Here is an 18,538-nt window from a genome sequence, read left to right as displayed (position 1 = left end):
CGGTTCAGCGCGCGAGGTCCTGCAGCAGCGCGAGCAGCGCCTCGCGGGTCGCAGGCGGGACCCGGCCCAGCAGGTGCCGTCGTACGGCGGCGGCGTGGACGGGCCGCGCCAGCGCGACGGCGTCCGCACCGGCGTCGGTGAGGCGTACGACGACTCCCCCGCCGTCGGCGTCACGTCGCTGCACGAGGCCGCGGGTCTCCATCCGGGTCAGCTGGTGCGACAGGCGGCTGCGGTGCCAGCCCATGGAGGTCGCCAGCTCCTGCTGACGCAGCCGACCGGCCCCGTCGTCCAGGCGGGTCAGGATCCCGTAGTCGGGGTCGGACAGGCCGGTCGCCTGGGCGATCTCCTCGCCGACGCGTCGTCGTACGTGCTCGGCCGCGTGCTTGAACGCGTGCCAGAGCGCCAGCTCGTCGGCCGACAGCGGAGACGGTGTTGTCATGTCAACTCCTCGGGGAGCATGATGTTGATATGACAACACAGCGTCAGGTCCTCATCACCGGAGGCTCGCGGGGCATCGGCCTCGATCTCGCCCGGCGCCTGCTCGCGCGCGGCGACCGCGTCCTCGTCACCGGCCGATCGGAGCGCTCGCTGGAGGAGGTGGCACAGCGGAACCCGGGGCTGGAGTCGGCGGTTGCCGACATGGCCGACCCCGACGCCCGTCGACGACTCGCGGAGGACGTCGCCCGACGGATGCCCGACCTCGACCTGCTCGTCCAGAACGCCGGCATCCAGCGACGGGTGGCCCTCGCCGTCGACGACGCGCCGTGGGCCGAGCGCCAGGTGGAGATCGACACGCTGCTGGCCGGCCCGGTCCACCTCGACCAGCTGCTGGTCCCGCTGATCCTCGCGCACGGACGCCCGGCCCGCATCGTGCACGTGACCTCGGGCGGAGCGGTCGTACCCCAGCCGTTCGCCCCGGTCTACAGCGCCTGCAAGGCGGCCGTGCACCACTACGTCGCCATCCTGCGAGCGGCGCTCGCTCCCACCGAGGTCCGGGTGACCGAGCTGATGCCGCCCGCGGTGGCCACGGGACTGGGTGGCTCGGAGGGCGGCGCACCGCTCGCGGAGTTCGGCCGCGCAGCTCTCGAGGGCATCGACGCCGGGCACGAGCTGGTCGGCTTCGGGCCGACCGCCAGCGGCGCCGTCGCCGCGCTCGCCGCCGAGCAGGCGGCCCTGTTCGACTCGTTCGCCGGGCGGTTTCCGGTGGACGCCTTCTCAGCGGTCGACTCGCGGCGACCGGCCAGCTGAGAGCCGGCCGGTCCTACTGCTGCGAAGGCAGTGACAGGTCGGCGGCGACGCCGCGGACCACCGACTCGCCCGCGGGGCTGCCGACGAGGACCTGTCGCCCGCCGGTCACGGCCGTGGTGAGCGCGTACGCGTCCTTCGCGCCGGTCCAGCTGCGCCAGGTCCGGCCGTCGAGGCGTACGGCGGGCCCGCGGGTCGCGTCGGCGACGGTGTCGGGGAGCAGGTCGGTGACGTCGTCCGAGGTCTCCTCGACGGCGACGTACCGCTGCTTGTCGGTGAGCAGCCCGAGGTGCCAGGAGCCGGTCACGCCGGAGGTCGCGGGGTCGGGCGGGGTGAACCGCACGCTGCTCGCCTTCCAGCCCTTCGGGAGCGGGGCCGGCGCCGGCGCGACGAGGCCGGCCTTGCGCGCCTGAACGGCGACGGGCCCGTAGTCGACCGGGCTGATGTCGACCCCGGCGTCCGGGGTGTCGCGCAGCGCGCCGCGGATCAGCACGAAGGCGAGCACGCCCACCACCAGGACCACGATCGAGACGATCAGTCCGTTCGACGAGCGCTGGTAGCGCCCCGGCTGCCCGCTCGTCCCGCTCACGAGCCCATCCTGCCAACCGCGGCCGCGGCGTCGGCGCGCACCTCACCGTAGGTTCACCCCGTGACCACCGACCCCGTGCTCGCCGAGGTGGGCCCGCTGGTCGCCCTCGTCGCGCTGCTGGCAGTCGCGTTCCGCAGCCCGCGTACGAGCGTGGAGGTGGGCACGGCAGCTCTCGCCACCGCCGTCTGCCTCCCCTTCGCCGGGATCGGCCACGCCCGGGACGCGGTGCTCGACCTGCTGCCGGTCGTCGTCTTCCTCGCGGCCATCCTCGTCGTGGCAGGACGGTGCGCCGCCGAGGGTCTCTTCGACGCGGTCGGTGCACGGCTCGGCCGCGGCTCGCCGACCCGCTTCCTCACCGCGGTCTTCGTCGCGGCGGTCGCGGTCACGGCCGTGCTCAGCCTCGACGCGACGGTCGTGCTGCTCACGCTGGTGGTCCTCGCCGCGGCTCGGCGCGCCGGCGTGCTGCCGGAACCGGGTCTGGCCGCCTGCGTACGCCTGGCCAACTCCTCCAGCCTGCTGCTGCCGGTCTCCAACCTCACCACGCTGCTGGCGCTGAAGGTGCTGCCGCTGTCCTTCTCCCGCTTCGCCCTGGTCATGGCGCCGACGTGGCTGGTGGTCGTCGCCGTGGAGTACGTCGTCCACCGGCTGCGGTTCCGGCGCGCACTGCCCGCGACCGCCGCCGCGCCGACGGAGCCACCGGCGGCCGGTCCCCTCCCCTGCTTCCCGCTGGCCGTGCTGACCGCGATGCTCGTCGGGTTCGTGCTCGCGCCCCTCGCCGGACTGGCCGACGCCTGGGGCCCGGCGGTGGTGGCGGTGGTCGCGGCGCTCGCGCTCACCGCGGCGGACGTACGCCGCACGGGTGCTCGCACCCTCGTCACGGCGTTCCACGAGTCCAGTCCCGGGTTCGTGGTGTTCGTGCTCGCCCTCGGCGTCGTCGTGGACGCGGTCGGCCGCGGCGGGTTGGGGGACGTCGTCGACGACCTCGCCCGCGGTGCCGGCGGCGGGCTCGGCGGACTGCTCGTCCTCGCTCTGCTGGCCACGGTCCTCGCCAACGTGGTCAACAACCTGCCGGCCACGCTGCTGCTGCTCCCGGCCGTCGCCCCCCTCGGGACGACTGCTGTCCTGGCGACGCTGGTCGGGCTCAACGTCGGCTCGTCGCTGACCTGGTCGGGCTCCCTGGCCAACCTGCTCTGGCGGCGCACCTTGGTCCGGGCCGGCGAGCGCCCCTCGACCGCGAGGTTCCACGCCCTGTCGGCGATGGCCGTCCCCCCGGGGCTGGTGCTCGGCGTCGTCGCCCTCTGGCTCTGGGCCCCAATCGTTCTCTGAGCCGCTGGCGGGCGGGACCTGCTCGTCGAGTGGTGCCTCCCGCCGGCTCGAGTGGCGCCTTCTGCCGGTCGTACGACGTCCCGCGACTGCACGATGCGCAACTCGGACCCGCAGAGGGCGCAACTCGGCCCAGTACGGGGCACCACTCGACGGGCAGGGGCCGCGCGGGGCCGCAGATGCCGCTCCGATGTTGAGTTGCGACCGCAGATGCGGTTGGGTGACCGTCGTGCAGCACTACCGGGTCTCCGAGGCGGCCGAGATCCTCGGCGTCAGCGACGACACCGTCCGCCGCTGGATCGACGCGGGCCGCGTGCCGTCGACGGAGGTGGACGGCTTCAAGGTCGTCGCCGGGCCGGACCTGGCCCGTACCGCCGCCGGCCTGGTCGCCGACCTCGACCGCGAGCGCAGCCGCGCCGGCTCGGTCAGCGCCCGCAACCGGCTGCCCGGCATCGTCACCGACGTCCTGCGCGACACCGTCATGGCGCAGGTCGACCTGATCTGCGGGCCCTACCGGGTCGTCTCGCTGATGAGCCGGGAGGCCGCCGACGAGCTCGGCCTCGAGGTCGGGGTCCGTGCGTACGCGTCCGTCAAGTCAACCAACGTCATCGTGGAGCGACCGTGAAGCCGTCCATCACGCCCCGCCTGTGGGCCCCCGTCCTCGCCCTCGCCATGGGTACGAGCCTCGCCGCCTGCGGGTCCGGGGGTGACGACGAGGCCGGCTCCGGCGACGACCAGACCCTGACCGTCCTCGCCGCCGCCTCGCTGACCGAGTCGTTCACCGACCTGAAGAAGGAGTTCGAGGCCGACCACGAGGGCGTGAAGGTCAAGCTGGTCTTCGACTCCTCCGCCGCGCTGGCCGAGCTGGCCGAGCAGGGGGCGCCGGGCGACGTGCTGGCGACCGCCGACAAGCGGACCATGGACGAGGCCGAGGCCAACGACGGCACCGGGTCCGACCCGCAGCAGTTCGCCACCAACGTCGTCACGCTGGCCGTGCCGAGCGCCAACCCGGGCAAGATCACCTCGTTCGCCGACATCGCCAAGCCCGGGGTGTCGTACGTCGTCTGCGTGCCGTCGGCGCCCTGCGGCGCGGCCTCGCAGACGCTGCTAAAGAGCAACAAGATCACCGCCAAGCCGGCCAGCGAGGAGACCGACGTCAAGGCCGTCCTGGCCAAGGTCACCGCCAACGAGGCGGACGCCGGCCTGGTCTACGCCACCGACGTCACCTCCGCGGGCGACGACGTCAAGGGCATCGAGGTCCCCGGCGCGGCCGCCGACCCCAACACGTACTGGGTCGCGCAGACCAGCAACGCCAAGGCCAAGGACCTCGCGGGCGACTGGATCGACCTGATGCGTGGCGCAGACGGCAAGAAGGTCCTCACCGCCGCCGGCTTCGGCACCTCCTGACCTGGCAGCGCACCCCCGCATGAGCAGAGCGCCGCTGCGGCTGGTCGTCCCGGCGACCGTCGCAGCGGTGTTCCTCGTCGTCCCGGTGATCGGTCTGCTGGTCGACACCCCGTGGTCGCGCTTCTGGACGGTGGTCACCGGCGCCGAGGCGCTGGACGCCCTGCGGCTGTCGGTGGTCACGGCACTGCTCTCGACCCTGCTCTGCGTCGTCCTCGGGCTGCCGCTGGCCTGGGTGCTGGCCCGGCTGGAGTTCCCCGGTCGACGGCTGCTGCGCGGCCTGGTCACCGTCCCGCTGGTACTGCCCCCGGTCGTCGGAGGCGTCGCACTGCTCAGCGCGCTGGGCCGCAACGGGCTGCTCGGGCGCCCGCTGGACGACGTCCTCGGGGTGACGCTGCCGTACACCACCGCTGCCGTGGTCGTGGCCCACACCTTCGTGTCGATGCCCTTCTTCGTGATCAGCGCCGAGGGGGCGCTGCGGGCGGTCCCGTCGCGGATGGAGACCGCGTCGGCGACCCTCGGCGCCGGCCCGTGGCTGACCTTCCGCCGGGTGTCGCTGCCCCTGGCGCTGCCGGGCGTCGCCGCGGGGGCAGTCCTCTCCTTCGCGCGGTCGCTGGGCGAGTTCGGCGCGACGATCACCTTCGCCGGCAACTACCCCGGCACCACGCGCACCATGCCCAGCGAGGTCTACACCCGCCTGCAGGACGACCGTGACGTCGCGGTCGCGCTGAGCGTGGTGCTCCTCGTCGTCTCGGTCGCCGTCCTCGTCTCGCTGCGCGAGCGCTGGCTCGGCGGGCTGGGTGCCGCATGAGCGAGTCGTACCTCGACCTCGACGTGACGGTCCGCCGGGGCGAGAAGACGCTGCGGTTCTCGCTCCAGGCCGACCCCGGGGAGACGATCGCCGTCGTGGGCCCGAACGGTGCCGGCAAGAGCACCCTCCTCGACGCCGTCGCCGGGACCGCGCCCACCGAGGGCAGCCTGCACGTCGCCGGGCAGGACTGGCGCCGGGTGCCGACCCACCGCCGCCGGGTCGCGCTGGTGCACCAGGACCACGCTCTGTTCCCGCACCTGAGCGTGCGCGCCAACGTGGAGTACGGCGCCCGGGCCCGCGGGACCGGCCGGGCCGAGGCCCGCCGACGCGCGAGCGACCTGCTGCAGCTCCTCGAGGTCGGCGAGCTGGCCGAGCGACGACCCGGCCAGCTGTCCGGCGGCCAGTCCCAGCGGGTCGCCCTGGCGCGGGCGCTGGCCACCGAGCCCGAGGTGGTGCTGCTCGACGAGCCTTTCGCCGCGCTCGACGTCGCGGTCGCGCAGCGGCTGCGCGAGGTCCTGGCCGAGCGGCTGGCCGGCTTCACCGGCGTCACGCTGCTGGTCACCCACGACGCCGTCGACCTGTTCACGCTGGCCGACCGCGTGCTCGTCGTCGAGGACGGGGCCGTCGCCCAGTGCGGCACCCCGGCCGAGGTCGCCGCACTGCCGCGTACCCCGCACGCCGCCCGGCTGGTCGGTCGCAACGTGCTGCACGGTCGTGCGACAAAGGGCCGGGTCGTCCTCGACGAGGGGCCCGAGCTGGTCACGGCGACCCCGGCAGAGGGGCCGGTGCTGGTCACCTTCAACCCCAGTGCCGTGACGCTCACGACCGAGGAGCCGCACGGCTCGGCGCGCAACCGCTGGCGCACCGTCGTACGACGACTGGTCGGGGCCGGCGACGGCGCCACCGTGCGGGCCCACCTCGGTCCGCCGACGCTGACCGTGGACCTCACCACGGAGGCGGTCGCCGAGCTCGGCCTCCACGAGGGCGGCCCGGTGTGGGCCAGCCTCAAGGCCACCGACGTGACCGTCCAGGAGGCCTCGGCGTGACTCCGGCGCCGGTAGGGTCCAGGCATGACTGACGCGTCCTCCGGTCCGCACACCGACCGCAACCTCTCCCTCGAGATGGTCCGGGTCACCGAGGCCGCGGCGCTCGCCGCCGGCCGCTGGGTCGGGCGGGGCGACAAGAACGGCGCCGACGGGCGGGCCGTCAACGCGATGCGCGAGATGATCTCCAGCGTCCAGATGTCCGGCACCGTCGTCATCGGCGAGGGCGAGAAGGACGACGCCCCGATGCTCTTCAACGGCGAGGAGGTCGGCGACGGCAGCGGCCCGGAGTACGACGTCGCCGTCGACCCCATCGACGGCACCACCCTGTGCGCGAAGGGGATGAGCAACGCGATCGCCGTGCTCGCGCTCGCACCCCGCGGGGCAATGTACGACCCCTCGGCCGTGTTCTACATGGAGAAGCTCGCCACCGGGCCCGACGCCGCCGACGTCGTGGACCTGCGCAACCCGGTCGCCGAGAACATCCGCCAGGTGGCCAAGGCGACCGGGAAGTCGACCCAGGACGTCGGCGTCGTCCTGCTCGACCGGCCCCGCCACGACGGCATCGTCGAGGAGGTGCGCGCCACCGGCGCGCGGATCAAGTTCATCTCCGACGGTGACGTCGCCGGCGCGATCATGGCGGCGCGGCCCGACACCGGCGTCGATCTGCTGCTGGGCACCGGCGGGACGCCCGAGGGCATCATCACCGCCTGCGCGATGAAGTGCATGGGCGGCGTGATCCAGGGACGGCTCTGGCCGCACGACCACGCCGAGAAGGAGCGCGCGATCGCCGCCGGCCACGACCTCGACCGCGTCCTGACGACCGACGACCTGGTCGCCGGCGACGACTGCTTCTTCGTCGCCACCGGCATCACCGACGGTGAGCTGATGACCGGGGTCCGCTACCACGGCGGCGGCGCCACGACCGACTCGCTGGTGATGCGCTCGCGCAGCGGCACGGTGCGCCGGATCCGCTCCGAGCACCGGCGCGACAAGGTCGACCTGTACGCCTCCGTGGTCGGCGCAGGCGCGCCGTGATCGTGGTGGTCGGCGAGTCGCTCGTCGACGTCGTCCTCGGTGAGGACGGCCGGCCGTCCTCGGAGCACGTCGGTGGCGGCCCGCTCAACATCGCGGTCGGCATCGCCCGGCTCGAGGAGCCGTCGCTGCTGGTCACCCAGGTCGGTGACGACGACCGCGGCGAGCGGGTGCTCGCCCACCTCGCGGCCGACGAGGTCGAGGTGGTCGGCGTCCCCACGCACGACGGGCGTACCAGCACGGCGACGGCCACGCTGCACGGCGACGGCTCGGCGACGTACTCCTTCGACCTGGGCTGGACGCTGCCGCACCAGGAGCTGCCCCCGTGCGACGCGCTGCACGTCGGCTCCCTCGGCGCCAGCCTCGACCCGGGTCGTGCCTCGGTGGTCGACCTCGTCGACCAGGCCTACGGCCGCGACACCCTGGTCAGCTTCGACCCCAACCTGCGCCCCGCCTTCCTCGACTCACCCGAGGCGGCGTGGGCGGACCTGCTGACGCTGGCCGACCGCTGCACGCTGGTCAAGCTCTCCGACGACGACGTGGACCTCGTGCAGCCCGGCGCCGACCACGGCGACATCGCCCGGGTGCTGCTGCAGGGCGAGCGCACGGAGCTGGTCGTGGTCACCCACGGCGCGGACGGCGCGACCGGCTACGCCGGGGGCCTCGAGGTACGCGTGCCCGGCCTGGAGGTCGACACCGTCGACACCGTCGGCGCCGGCGACAGCTTCATGGCCGCCCTGCTGGTGGCGCTGTCGCAGGCGGGGGCGCTGTCGTCGTACGGCGAGGGCGCGATGCCGCGCGACGAGACCGCACTGCGGCGGCTGCTCTCGGCGGCGGCGACGGCCGCCGCGATCACCTGCTCGCGGCGTGGCGCAGACCCGCCTCGACGGGCCGACCTGCCGGAGGACTGGCCGGGCTGAGGCGGGCGTCCGGCTCGCGCTCGGCGCCTGCGTGCGCCGCGCGGGTCAGCCGCTGCTCGGCCAGCGCGTGGGCGACCTGGTCGCGTACCAGCGGGTCGACCGCCATGCCCAGGTGGCTGCACCGCGCCTCGACGTGCTCGGCGGCGGGGTCGAGGCAGGAGCGCCAGTCGACGACGCCGTCGCGTCGCGACCAGATCGCGGTGAAGCCGATCGCGGGGTCCAGCGGTGCGTGGGAGCGCTCCCAGCTCTCGCGCGCGCAGTCGCCGCTCACGCAGTCGGCACCCATCACCGAGCGCAGGCCCAGCCGGTGCAGACCCGTGAGCGCCGCGGCGTTGAGCCCGAGGAGCTGGTTGACCGCTCCGGGAGCGAGCACCGGGCTCCCCATCGTCACCAGCCCGGCGACGAGGTCCGGGCGTCGGGCGGCGAGGCCGCGGCCGAGCATCCCGCCCAGGCTGTGCCCGACGATGCTCACCTTCGCCTGCCGCCTCTCGGCGATCTGCTCCAGCCGGCGCTCGAGGGCCTCGGCGGTGCTCATCGTGCACCCGGCGTTGACCCGGATGGCGGAGCGGTACGTCCGCCATCCCTCGCCGCGCAGGTGCTCGGCCAGCCGCACCAGGCTCCAGTCGCCGGCCATGAACCCGGGGACCAGCAGCACCGGCTCGTTGACCACGACGCGCCCCACCCGCGCCCACGCCAGGCCGCGGAGCGTACGACGCTGCGAGCGCCGGTGCCGCTCGCCGCGGAGCACCTCGGCGGCGACCGCACCCTCCCGGCCGAGGCTCCACAGCGGGCCGGGGCCGGCGTACTCCTCGGGGCGGAGGAACGTGCCACGACTGGTGAGCATGTGACGCAGGTTACAGCCGAGACAGCCGCGTGGGAGCGGGAACCCGGCAGGTATAGGTTCGCGCCGATGAGTGAGATCGCCCGATCCGAGGAGCTGCGGGCGCCGCAGCCCGCAGGCCCCGAGCTGTGCTACCAGACGTTCGGCGACCCCGAGGACGAGCCGCTGCTGCTGGTCATGGGCCTCGGCGGACCGATGACCTGGTGGGACACCGCGATCTGCGAGCGCTTCGTGCGCGCCGGCTTCTTCGTGGTCCGCTACGACAACCGCGAGACGGGCCGCTCGGAGCGCGGCGAGGGACGCGTGACCAAGGCCCAGCTGGTGCGCGCCTTCCTCGGACTGCCCACGCGGGCGCCGTACTCGATCGGCGACCTCGCCGAGGACGCGTTCGGCCTGATGGACCACCTCGGTTGGAGCTCCGCCCACGTCTGCGGGGTGTCCATGGGCGGGATGATCGTGCAGAGCATGGCCCTGGCCCGGCCCGAGCGGGTCCGGTCGATGACCTCGATCATGTCCACCACCGGCCGGCGCACGGTCGGCTGGCAGGACCCGACGCTGCTGCCCGCCCTCCTCGCCCCGCGCCAGCGCGACCGGGCGTCGTACATCGACGCCAGCGTGGGCCTGTGGCAGCGGATCGGGTCGCCGGCGTACCGCCGGCCCGACGACGTCGTCCGCGCCCAGGCGGCCGAGACCTGGGACCGCACGATCAGCGCCGCCGGCGTGCTCCGCCAGATGCTCGCGGTCCTCACCCAGCCGGACCGGACCCGGGCGCTGCACGACCTCGACGTCCCCACCCTGGTGATCCACGGCGACGCCGACCGGATGGTGCACGTCAGCGGTGGGCGCGCCACGGCGGCGGCCGTACCGGGCGCGGAGCTGCTGGTCGTACGCGGCATGGGCCACGACACCCCCGAGCCCCTGCACGGGCTGATCGTCGACGGCGTACGTCGCACCGCGGACCGCACCTCCTAGTCGAGTGGTGCCTTCTGCCGGCTTCAGTGGCGCCTTCCACCGGTGCCCACCGGCACAACGCACCGCTCGGTCCGGTACGAGGCGCAACTCGACCCAGCGGAGGGCACCACTCGACGTTGCAGGTGACGCCCCGCCACCTACCCCTTGCGCCTCACCGGCCTCGTACGACTAATGTGATCCGGCACACATCAGTGAGTGAGGGAGGGACACCATGCTCCGTGGGCAGGATCCGCGCTCGCCGCGGCGGTGGCGACGCCCGGTCGTCGCGGGGCTGGGACTCGGGCTCGCCGCGTCGCTGCTGGCCGCGTGCGGCGGTTCGGGCGGGACGACGCTGACCTGGTACATCAACCCGGACAACGGGGGCCAGGACGCCGTCGCCAAGAACTGCAGCACCGACGACTACACGATCAAGACCCAGGTCCTCCCCCAGGACGCCGGCCAGCAGCGGGTGCAGCTCGCCCGCCGCCTGGCCGCCAAGGACTCGGGAATCGACATCATGAGCATCGACCCGCCGTACACCGCGGAGTTCGCCAACGCCGGCTTCCTCGCACCGTTCCCCGAGAGCATGCAGGACGCCCTGCGCGAGCAGTCCTTCGACGGCGCGACCAAGGCCGCCACCTGGCAGGACAAGATCGTCGTGGCGCCGCTGTGGTCCAACGTGCAGGTCCTCTGGTACCGCAAGTCCTTCGTGCAGAAGGCCGGCATCGACATGAGCAAGCCGGTCACCTGGGACCAGATCATCAAGGCCGCCTCCGCCAACGGCGGCAAGGTCGCCGTGCAGGCCAACAAGTACGAGGGCTACTCCGTGTGGATCAACGCCCTCATCTCCGGCGCCGGAGGCGAGCTGGCCAGCAACACCAGCCGCGGCGACGACGCCACCATCGACGTGAGCTCCCAGGCCGGCAAGGACGCGGCGAAGGTGGTGGCCGAGCTGGCCCGTTCCAAGGCCGCCCCGGCCGACCTCTCGGTGTCGCAGGAGGGGCAGGCCGGCGCGACCTTCGGCTCCGACCAGGGCGCGTTCCTCGTCAACTGGACCTACATCTGGACCAACTACGACGAGACCCAGCCCGAGGTGAAGAAGGACCTCGGGTACGCGCCGTACCCCGAGACCGTCGCCGGCGACGGCAGCACGACCACGTCGCGCCCGCCGTACGGCGGCATCGGCATCGGGGTGAGCAAGTACTCCGACCACGTGGAGGACGCGATCGAGGCGACGGCGTGCATCACCAAGCCCACCAACCAGGGCGTCAACGCCGAGCTGACGGGCAACATGCCGGCGAGCGCGGCGGGGTACGACTACAAGCCGCTGAAGAAGATCTACCCCCAGGACCTGCTCGACCTGTGGCAGCGCAGCCTCGACCGGGCCGCGCCGCGCACGGTGACGCCGTACTGGAGCGACATCTCCGGGGCGCTGCAGTCGACCTGGCACCCGCCGAGCGCGGTCAACCCGGACACCACGCCGGAAAAGTCGGCGCAGTTCATCCGCGACGTCCTCAAGCAGAAGAAGCTGCTCTGATGAGCGCCGTGGCCGCCCCCCGCGGGGCCCACACGAGCCGCCCGAAGCCCAAGGCGCCTGCCAGCGACCGGGCCAAGGCCGAGAACCGCCTCGGGCAGCGGCTGGTCGCGCCGGCCGTGATCCTCATGGTGCTGGTGACGGCGTACCCGATGCTGCAGGCGCTGTACCTCTCGCTGTTCAAGTACCGCCTGACCACTCCCGACGACCGGCAGTTCGTGGGCCTGGGCAACTACGCCACGGTGCTGACCGACTCGCTGTTCTGGCGCGACACGTTCAACACCGTGCTGATCATGGTGGTGACCGTCGCGGTGGAGCTGGTGATCGGCTTCGTGTTCGCGATGGTGATGCACCGGATCGTGTTCGCCCGGGGGGCGATCCGGACCGCGATCCTCATCCCGTACGGCATCATCACCGTCGTCTCCGCCTTCGCCTGGCAGTTCACCTTCAGCCTCAACAACGGCTGGGTGAACTCGGCGTTCGCGTGGCTGCCGGGGATCAGCCCCGACACCAACTGGTTCGGCGGCTACGGCACCTCGATGTTCGCGATCATGATCTCGGAGATCTGGAAGACGACGCCCTTCATGTCGCTGCTGCTGCTGGCCGGGCTCTCCCAGGTCAGCGAGGACATGATCGAGGCGGCGAAGGTCGACGGCGCCACCTGGTGGCAGCGGCTGCGCCGGGTGATCCTGCCCAACATGCGTGCGGCGATCATGGTCGCGGTGCTCTTCCGGGCCCTCGACGCGTTCCGGATCTTCGACAACATCTTCGTGATGACCAAGGGCGCGCAGGGGACGGCGTCCTCGTCGTTCCTGACCTACACGCAGGTGATCGAGCAATTCCAGCTCGGGCTCGGGTCGGCGCTGTCGGTGCTGCTGTTCCTCACCGTGCTGCTGATCGCGTTCGGGATCGTCAAGCTGTTCCGGGTCGACCTGGCCCAGGCGAGGGGTGAGGGCTAGTGGCTACCACGGACCGCCGGACCGCTGTCGGCACCGGCGTCGGCTTCGTCGTCATCCTCGTCTGGTGCCTGCTGCCGGTGGTGTGGATCCTGTCGCTGTCCTTCAAGGGCGTCGACGAGACGGCCGCGGGCAGCCCGCAGTTCCTCCCCAAGGACTGGACGCTGCAGAACTACAAGGACATCCTTGCCAACCCGGACTTCCTCGACGCGCTGCGCAACTCCCTGGGCATCTCGCTGATCGCCACGCTGCTCTCGGTCGTCTTCGCGACACTCGCGGCGTACGCCATCGCACGGCTGGAGTTCAAGGGCAAGCGGGTGGTGCTCTCGATCGCCCTCGCCATCGCGATGTTCCCGGTCGTCTCGCTGGTCGGGCCGCTGTTCGACATGTGGACCGCGATCGGGCTGTTCAACACCTGGCCCGGGCTGATCATCCCGTACATGTCGTTCACGCTGCCGCTGGCGATCTGGACGCTGTCGGCGTTCTTCCGCGAGATCCCGTGGGAGATGGAGCAGGCCGCCCAGGTGGACGGCGCGACCTCGTGGCAGGCCTTCCGCAAGGTGATCGTCCCGCTGGCCGCGCCGGGGGTCTTCACGGCCGCGATCCTGACCTTCTTCTTCGCCTGGAACGAGTTCGTCCTCGCGATCTCGCTGACCACCACGACCGGGTCGCGCACGGTGCCCGCGCAGATGTCGTTCTTCGTGGGGCCCGACCCGTTCAACCCGCCGTACGGCCAGCTGGCGACGGCGTCGGTCGTCGTCACCGTCCCCATCATCATCATCGTCCTGCTGTTCCAGCGAAAGATCGTGTCCGGGCTGACCTCCGGCGCAGTGAAGGGTTGAGCCATGGCCTCCATCGAGATGAAGAACATCGTCAAGAAGTACGGCGACGGGTTCCCGGCCGTGAACGACGTCAGCATCGACGTGGCCGACGGGGAGTTCGTGATCCTGGTCGGTCCGTCGGGCTGCGGGAAGTCGACCCTGCTGCGGATGATCGTCGGGCTGGAGGACATCACCTCCGGCGACATGGTCATCGGCGGGCAGCGGATGAACGACCTGGCCCCTCGTGACCGCAACCTGGCGATGGTGTTCCAGAACTACGCGCTCTACCCGCACCTGAGCGTGTACGAGAACATCGCGTTCCCGCTGCGCCTCAAGGGCGACGTGCCGGAGCAGGAGATCGACACCAAGGTGCGCGAGGCGAGCAAGACCCTCGAGCTCGACGAGCACCTGGAGCGCAAGCCGGGCAACCTCTCCGGTGGCCAGCGCCAGCGGGTCGCGATGGGCCGGGCGATCGTGCGCGACGCCGACGCGTTCCTCTTCGACGAGCCGCTGTCCAACCTCGACGCCAAGCTCCGCGGGCAGATGCGTACCGAGATCGCACGGCTGCAGAAGCGGCTGGGCATCACCACCGTGTACGTCACCCACGACCAGACCGAGGCGATGACGCTGGGCGACCGGGTGGCCGTGCTCAAGCGGGGGGTCCTTCAGCAGCTGGCCAGCCCGCGGCAGCTCTACACCAACCCGGTCAACCTGTTCGTGGCCGGCTTCATCGGCTCACCGCCGATGAACTTCCTGCCGGCCACCGTCGAGGGGAACACCCTGTCGCTGCCGTTCGGGTCGGTCGAGATCAGCGAGGAGCGGGCAGCCAAGGCGCGCGACCGCGGGCTGCTGATCGCCGGGATCCGTCCCGAGCACTTCGAGGACGCCTCGGTGGTCGACACGCGGGGCGGGACGACGTTCACGGCGTCGGTCGACTTCGTGGAGTGGCTGGGCAACGAGTCGTACGCCTACATCCCCTTCGAGGCGCCGCCGGAGGTGACCGAGAAGCTGCTGGAGCTCGAGAAGGACCTCGACGGCGACGCCATGCGTACCCAGATGGTGGTCTCGCTGGACGGAGCGAGCCGGATCACGGAGGGCGACCAGGCCGAGATCTGGGTCGACACCTCCAAGATCCACCTCTTCGACCCGAGCACCGGCGAGAACCTCACCGTCGACGCCGGGAACGCCGGCAGCTCGCCGGCACTCGAGCCCGCCCACGCCGGTGGAGCGCACGCGGCGCAGTGACGATCGTGTGAACACCGCTCCTGCGGGGTTCCCCTCGCGGGAGCGGTGTCGCACAGTCGGGCCATGGACCTCCATCTCGGGAGGGCGTCCGCCGCCCTGCTCACCGCTGCCCTCACCACCACCGTGCTCGCCACCACCGGCGCGCCGACGTACGCCGACGCAGGCCCCGCCGCTGCACCGCGCGCGGCCGGTACGACGTACTCCGGCCCGCTGACCTCGGCGATCGACGAGATCCCGGTCGGCACCGAGAGCCGTACCGGGTACGAGCGCTCGAAGTTCCGGCTGTGGATCGACGCCGACGGCGACGGGTGCGACACCCGTGACGAGGTGCTGCTCGAGGAGGCCGACGACGCCCCGAGCCAGGGCTCCGGCTGCTCGTTGAGCGGCGGGCGGTGGTACTCGTACTACGACGGCGTCTCGCAGACCTCGGCGTCGGCGCTGGACATCGACCACGTCGTCCCCCTGGCCGAGGTGTGGGACTCCGGCGCCAGCTCCTGGACCGCGCAGCGGCGCGAGGACTACGCCAACGACCTCGGCGACACCCGCACGCTCGTGGCAGTCACGGCCTCGCTGAACCGCAGCAAGGGCGACCAAGACGTCGCCGAGTGGCTGCCGCCGATCAACCACTGCCGCTACATCAAGGACTGGGTGGCCGCGAAGATCCGCTGGGGTCTCTCCCAGGACGCGGGTGAGAAGTCCGCGCTGCAGCGCGAGGCCGGGGACTGCACCGACTCCACGATCACCGTCACCGAGCGGTGAGTCCCGGCGCCCGGGTCAGCGCTCGCTGGCCGGTCGCTGACCCGGTGCCTCGTCCTTCTTCGTCACCTTCTGGTCGATGCGCGCGTTGGGCCCCGCCTCGGCGTCGGTCTGCACCTCGCCGCTCTCCATCTCGGGCGCACCCTGCGTGGCCTGGTCGGGCTGGATGGGGGTGTCTGCGTCGGCCGGGTCCATCGCGCTGACCTCGGAGACCTCACCCTGCTGGTCCTGCTCGTCGGGAGTGCTCATGAGGTCGTCGTACCCAGCCACGCGAGTGGCACCCGCGCCCTGGGGGTGATTCAGGCCGCAGCCGGCGTCGTGTCGGTGGTACGCCGGCCTCCCCGCAGCCGACCGACCAGGCCGTCGACCGAGATCCGCCCGGCACCGGTGCCGGCCAGGGCGAGGCCGAGGACTCCGATCACCGCCACCAGCTCCCACCCGCCGTCCGCGACGAACACACCGGCGTCGCGGTGGACGTACCAGAACGCACCGGCCATGTCGGCGAGCACCAGGACACCGATCACGCGGGTCAGCACGCCGAGCACGAGCAGCGCGCCGCCGACGACCTCGACACCGATCGCGAACACCGCGGCCGCGGTCGCCGCCGGGATGCCCATCTGGGCGAAACCGTCGGCGGTGCCCGCGACCCCGCCGCCGTCGAGCTTCTGCCAGCCGTGGGCGACCAGCACCACCCCGAGCAGGACGCGGGCGAGCAGGAGGGTGACGTCACGGAAGGGGGCTGCGGTGCTCATCGTGGGCCTTTCGGCTCGGGGAGATTGACGTTTCAACGACCGTAGGAGAGCCGCCTGAGAGGGACCTGACAGACGGCTGCGAGTCAGGCGCCGTGTGAGAGCGTGAGTGCGTGAGCGAGCCGACCGACGCTCCGTCACCGCGCATGGCGCGGCGCCGCGTCCTCCAAGCAGGGGCGGGAGTCGGCGTGCTCGCCGTGGCGGGCGGAGCGACGGCACTGGCCCTGGCCCGCGACGGTGTCGACCGCATCGGTCCACGCTCGCCGGAGGTCGCCGCGGCGGAGCGGGCCAGGGCGCGCTCGGGTCGTACGGTCTCCCGCCGGCTCACCGCCGCCCCGGGGACGGTCGACCTGGCCGGTCGGTCCGCCCGCACCACGGTGTACGACGGTGCCCTCCCGGGCCGGGAGATCCGCGCCGCCGTCGGCGACCGGCTGCGCATCACGATGACCAACGGGCTGGACGACCCGACGACCGTCCACTGGCACGGCCTCGCGCTGCGCAACGACATGGACGGCGTACCGGACGTGACGATGACGCCCACCGCGCCCGGGGCCACGACGACGTACGACTTCGCGGTGCCGCACGCCGGCACCTACTGGTACCACCCGCACGTCGAGCTGCAGCGCGACGGCGGGCTCAGCGGCCCGCTCGTCGTCGAGGACCCCGACGAGCCGCTGTCGTACGACGAGGACGTCGTGCTGCACCTCGACGACTGGACCGACGGCGTCGGCCGCTCGCCGCAGGCAAACCTCGAGGACCTGGCGAGGAACGGCATGGGTGACATGGGTGGCATGGAGATGTCGAGCGACGGCGGGGTGGACGCCACCCACCCGCTGGGCACCGACACCGGCGACGTCGCCTACCCGCTGCACCTGGTCAACGGACGACCGCCGGCGGATCCGTACGTCGTCTCGACCCGCCCGGGCCGCCGGATCCGGTTCCGGCTGGTCAACGCCGGCGGGGACACGGCCTACCGCGTCGCGATCGGCGGGCACCGGATGACCGTCGTGGCCAGTGACGGCTTCCCCGTCGAGCCGGTCGAGGTGGACGCGCTGGTGATCGGGATGGCCGAGCGGTACGACGTCCTGGTCACCGCCGGCGACGGCGCCTTCCCGATCGACGTGGTCCCCGAGGGCAAGGAGGACCCGCCGGCGCGCGCGGTGCTGCGCAGCGCGAGCGGCGTCACCCCGGCCGCCGGGGCGGCGGGGCCGGCCGGACGGCTGCTGACCTACGCCGACCTCCGCCCGACCGAGGCGGTGGCCCTGCGGGCGAGGAAGCCCGACGCCACGCTGCCGGTGGTGCTGCGGATGGTGCGCGGTGGGCGGACGTGGACCATCAACGACAAGACGTACGACGAGCACGAGCCGCTCGACGTCCTCTCGGGTCAGCGCGTGCGGCTGGTGCTGGACAACCGGACGACGATGTTCCACCCGATGCACCTGCACGGCCACACCTACGCCGTCGTGAGCGGCGGGCGGCCGGGGGTGCGGAAGGACACCGTCAACGTGCTGCCCGGGCAGCGGCTGGCGGTCGACCTGGACACCGACAACCCGGGCCAGTGGCTGCTGCACTGCCACAACCTCTACCACGGCGCGCTGGGCATGATGACCGTCGTGTCCTACGTCCGCTGATGGCCAGGGACGTCGCTCGCACCCGCGACGACCTGGCGCTGAGGGTCCGCGAGGACGGCACGCTGGAGCTGCGGGCCAACGGGCTGTTCGTCATGGACACGGCCGAGACCTCGACGGAGCGCGCCCTGGCCACGGCCGCGCTGGCGCAGGCCGGTCCCGGACCGCTCACGGTGCTCGTCGGCGGGTTGGGACTGGGGTTCACCGCGGCCGCCGTCCTGGACGACGACCGGGTCGAGCGGTGCGTCGTCGCCGAGCTCGAGCCGCGGCTCGTGGCGTGGCTGCGCGACGGCACCGTCCCCCACGGGCCGGCACTGCTGGACGACCCGCGGCTCGAGGTCGTCGTCGGCGACGTGGCCGACCTGCTCTCGCCGGGCACCGGGCCGTCGTACGACCTGGTGCTGCTCGACGTCGACAACGGTCCGGACAACCTCGTGCACAACGCGAACGCCGCGCTGTACGCCGTCGACGGCCTGCGGAAGGTCCGCCAGGTGCTGCGGCCGGGTGGTCGCCTGGTCGTCTGGTCGGCCGACCGCTCGTCCGCCCTGGCGGCCGCGGTGACGGCGGTGCTCGGCCGGTGCGAGGAGATCGAGCTGCCGGTACGGCTCCAGGGACGGGACGAGGCGTACTGGCTCTACGAGGGCGCGGTAGCCTCCCAGCCGTGACTGAGACCCCTGACTTCCGGAT

The 18,538-nt window shown here is 72.5% G+C and carries 21 protein-coding genes; 16 read left to right on the top strand and 5 right to left on the bottom strand.

Annotated elements, in window-relative coordinates:
* Positions 1-4: 4 nt before the first annotated feature.
* The gene (locus tag IEX42_RS15205; RefSeq protein WP_188780533.1) at positions 5-439 is read right to left on the bottom strand and encodes a MarR family winged helix-turn-helix transcriptional regulator; all 435 of its coding nucleotides are present in this window, start codon (positions 437-439) and stop codon (positions 5-7) included.
* 29 nt (positions 440-468) lie between these two features.
* Here IEX42_RS15205 and IEX42_RS15200 point away from each other — a divergent pair, with 29 nt between their 5' ends.
* Positions 469-1,248 (top strand): SDR family NAD(P)-dependent oxidoreductase, encoded by a 780-nt coding sequence (locus IEX42_RS15200; protein ID WP_188780532.1) that lies wholly within the window; start codon positions 469-471, stop codon positions 1,246-1,248.
* A gap of 13 nt (positions 1,249-1,261) precedes the next feature.
* Here the strand turns inward: IEX42_RS15200 and IEX42_RS15195 are convergent, their stop codons facing one another.
* Positions 1,262-1,834 carry a DUF4245 family protein gene (locus tag IEX42_RS15195; protein ID WP_188780531.1) on the bottom strand — a complete coding sequence of 191 codons (573 nt, stop codon included), beginning with the start codon at positions 1,832-1,834 and terminating at the stop codon, positions 1,262-1,264.
* A gap of 60 nt (positions 1,835-1,894) precedes the next feature.
* On the opposite strand from IEX42_RS15195, the gene IEX42_RS15190 reads away from it, so the two are divergent.
* The 7 genes from IEX42_RS15190 (at position 1,895) to IEX42_RS15160 (ending at position 8,370) form a co-directional block, all read left to right on the top strand.
* Complete coding sequence (locus IEX42_RS15190; RefSeq protein WP_188780530.1) at positions 1,895-3,160, top strand: SLC13 family permease; 1,266 nt, start codon at positions 1,895-1,897, stop codon at positions 3,158-3,160.
* 226 nt (positions 3,161-3,386) lie between these two features.
* Positions 3,387-3,782, top strand: coding sequence for a TOBE domain-containing protein (locus IEX42_RS15185; RefSeq protein WP_229660995.1), 396 nt, complete (start codon positions 3,387-3,389; stop codon positions 3,780-3,782).
* Entirely contained in the window at positions 3,779-4,564 is a 786-nt protein-coding gene (gene modA / locus IEX42_RS15180) for a molybdate ABC transporter substrate-binding protein (protein ID WP_188780528.1), read from the top strand. Before IEX42_RS15185 ends, modA begins: the two co-directional genes overlap by 4 nt.
* Before the next feature lie 19 nt (positions 4,565-4,583).
* On the top strand, positions 4,584-5,372 hold the full coding sequence (locus IEX42_RS15175) for an ABC transporter permease (protein ID WP_188780527.1): 789 nt from the start codon (positions 4,584-4,586) through the stop codon (positions 5,370-5,372).
* Positions 5,369-6,418 carry an ABC transporter ATP-binding protein gene (locus IEX42_RS15170; protein ID WP_188780526.1) on the top strand — a complete coding sequence of 350 codons (1,050 nt, stop codon included), beginning with the start codon at positions 5,369-5,371 and terminating at the stop codon, positions 6,416-6,418. The genes IEX42_RS15175 and IEX42_RS15170 overlap by 4 nt, the downstream gene beginning before the upstream one ends.
* 24 nt (positions 6,419-6,442) lie before the next feature.
* A complete protein-coding gene (gene glpX, locus IEX42_RS15165) occupies positions 6,443-7,453 on the top strand; it encodes a class II fructose-bisphosphatase (RefSeq protein ID WP_188780525.1) in 1,011 nt (336 codons plus the stop codon).
* Positions 7,450-8,370 carry a carbohydrate kinase family protein gene (locus IEX42_RS15160; protein WP_188780524.1) on the top strand — a complete coding sequence of 307 codons (921 nt, stop codon included), beginning with the start codon at positions 7,450-7,452 and terminating at the stop codon, positions 8,368-8,370. The genes glpX and IEX42_RS15160 overlap by 4 nt, the downstream gene beginning before the upstream one ends.
* On the opposite strand, the gene IEX42_RS15155 is transcribed toward IEX42_RS15160, so the two are convergent.
* Positions 8,303-9,214, bottom strand: coding sequence for an alpha/beta hydrolase (locus IEX42_RS15155; RefSeq protein WP_188780523.1), 912 nt, complete (start codon positions 9,212-9,214; stop codon positions 8,303-8,305). The two genes, IEX42_RS15160 and IEX42_RS15155, sit on opposite strands and share 68 nt — an antisense overlap.
* A gap of 66 nt (positions 9,215-9,280) precedes the next feature.
* Between IEX42_RS15155 and IEX42_RS15150 the strand changes: the two genes are divergently transcribed.
* The 6 genes from IEX42_RS15150 to IEX42_RS15125 all read left to right on the top strand — a co-directional run bounded on the left by IEX42_RS15150 (position 9,281) and on the right by IEX42_RS15125 (position 15,477).
* Positions 9,281-10,183, top strand: a complete 903-nt coding sequence (locus IEX42_RS15150; RefSeq protein ID WP_188780522.1) for an alpha/beta fold hydrolase — start codon at positions 9,281-9,283, stop codon at positions 10,181-10,183.
* 211 nt (positions 10,184-10,394) lie between these two features.
* The gene (locus IEX42_RS15145) at positions 10,395-11,699 is read left to right on the top strand and encodes an extracellular solute-binding protein (RefSeq protein ID WP_188780521.1); all 1,305 of its coding nucleotides are present in this window, start codon (positions 10,395-10,397) and stop codon (positions 11,697-11,699) included.
* The gene (locus IEX42_RS15140) at positions 11,699-12,655 is read left to right on the top strand and encodes a carbohydrate ABC transporter permease (RefSeq protein WP_188780520.1); all 957 of its coding nucleotides are present in this window, start codon (positions 11,699-11,701) and stop codon (positions 12,653-12,655) included. Before IEX42_RS15145 ends, IEX42_RS15140 begins: the two co-directional genes overlap by 1 nt.
* Positions 12,655-13,494: a carbohydrate ABC transporter permease gene (locus IEX42_RS15135; RefSeq protein WP_188780519.1), complete on the top strand. Its 840-nt coding sequence runs from the start codon at positions 12,655-12,657 to the stop codon at positions 13,492-13,494. The genes IEX42_RS15140 and IEX42_RS15135 overlap by 1 nt, the downstream gene beginning before the upstream one ends.
* A 3-nt stretch (positions 13,495-13,497) precedes the next feature.
* Positions 13,498-14,718, top strand: coding sequence for an ABC transporter ATP-binding protein (locus IEX42_RS15130; RefSeq protein WP_188780518.1), 1,221 nt, complete (start codon positions 13,498-13,500; stop codon positions 14,716-14,718).
* Positions 14,719-14,781: 63 nt separating this feature from the next.
* The gene (locus IEX42_RS15125; RefSeq protein WP_188780517.1) at positions 14,782-15,477 is read left to right on the top strand and encodes an HNH endonuclease family protein; all 696 of its coding nucleotides are present in this window, start codon (positions 14,782-14,784) and stop codon (positions 15,475-15,477) included.
* Positions 15,478-15,492: 15 nt separating this feature from the next.
* Here IEX42_RS15125 and IEX42_RS15120 read toward each other — a convergent pair whose 3' ends face one another.
* Together IEX42_RS15120 and IEX42_RS15115 are read right to left on the bottom strand one after the other, a co-directional pair.
* Positions 15,493-15,723 (bottom strand): hypothetical protein, encoded by a 231-nt coding sequence (locus tag IEX42_RS15120; RefSeq protein ID WP_188780516.1) that lies wholly within the window; start codon positions 15,721-15,723, stop codon positions 15,493-15,495.
* A 50-nt stretch (positions 15,724-15,773) separates the two neighbouring features.
* On the bottom strand, positions 15,774-16,226 hold the full coding sequence (locus IEX42_RS15115) for a DoxX family protein (protein ID WP_188780515.1): 453 nt from the start codon (positions 16,224-16,226) through the stop codon (positions 15,774-15,776).
* Positions 16,227-16,336: 110 nt separating this feature from the next.
* On the opposite strand from IEX42_RS15115, the gene IEX42_RS15110 reads away from it, so the two are divergent.
* Both IEX42_RS15110 and IEX42_RS15105 read left to right on the top strand, forming a co-directional pair.
* Positions 16,337-17,854 carry a multicopper oxidase family protein gene (locus IEX42_RS15110; protein WP_188780514.1) on the top strand — a complete coding sequence of 506 codons (1,518 nt, stop codon included), beginning with the start codon at positions 16,337-16,339 and terminating at the stop codon, positions 17,852-17,854.
* Positions 17,854-18,516 carry a spermidine synthase gene (locus IEX42_RS15105; protein WP_188780513.1) on the top strand — a complete coding sequence of 221 codons (663 nt, stop codon included), beginning with the start codon at positions 17,854-17,856 and terminating at the stop codon, positions 18,514-18,516. The genes IEX42_RS15110 and IEX42_RS15105 overlap by 1 nt, the downstream gene beginning before the upstream one ends.
* The last annotated feature ends 22 nt before the right edge of the window (positions 18,517-18,538 follow it).

Origin of the sequence: Marmoricola endophyticus (assembly GCF_014644415.1) — a bacterium.
Classification (GTDB): domain Bacteria; phylum Actinomycetota; class Actinomycetes; order Propionibacteriales; family Nocardioidaceae; genus Marmoricola; species Marmoricola endophyticus.
Note: the sequence above shows the minus strand (reverse complement) of the source record. Positions and strands in the feature narration are given on the sequence as shown.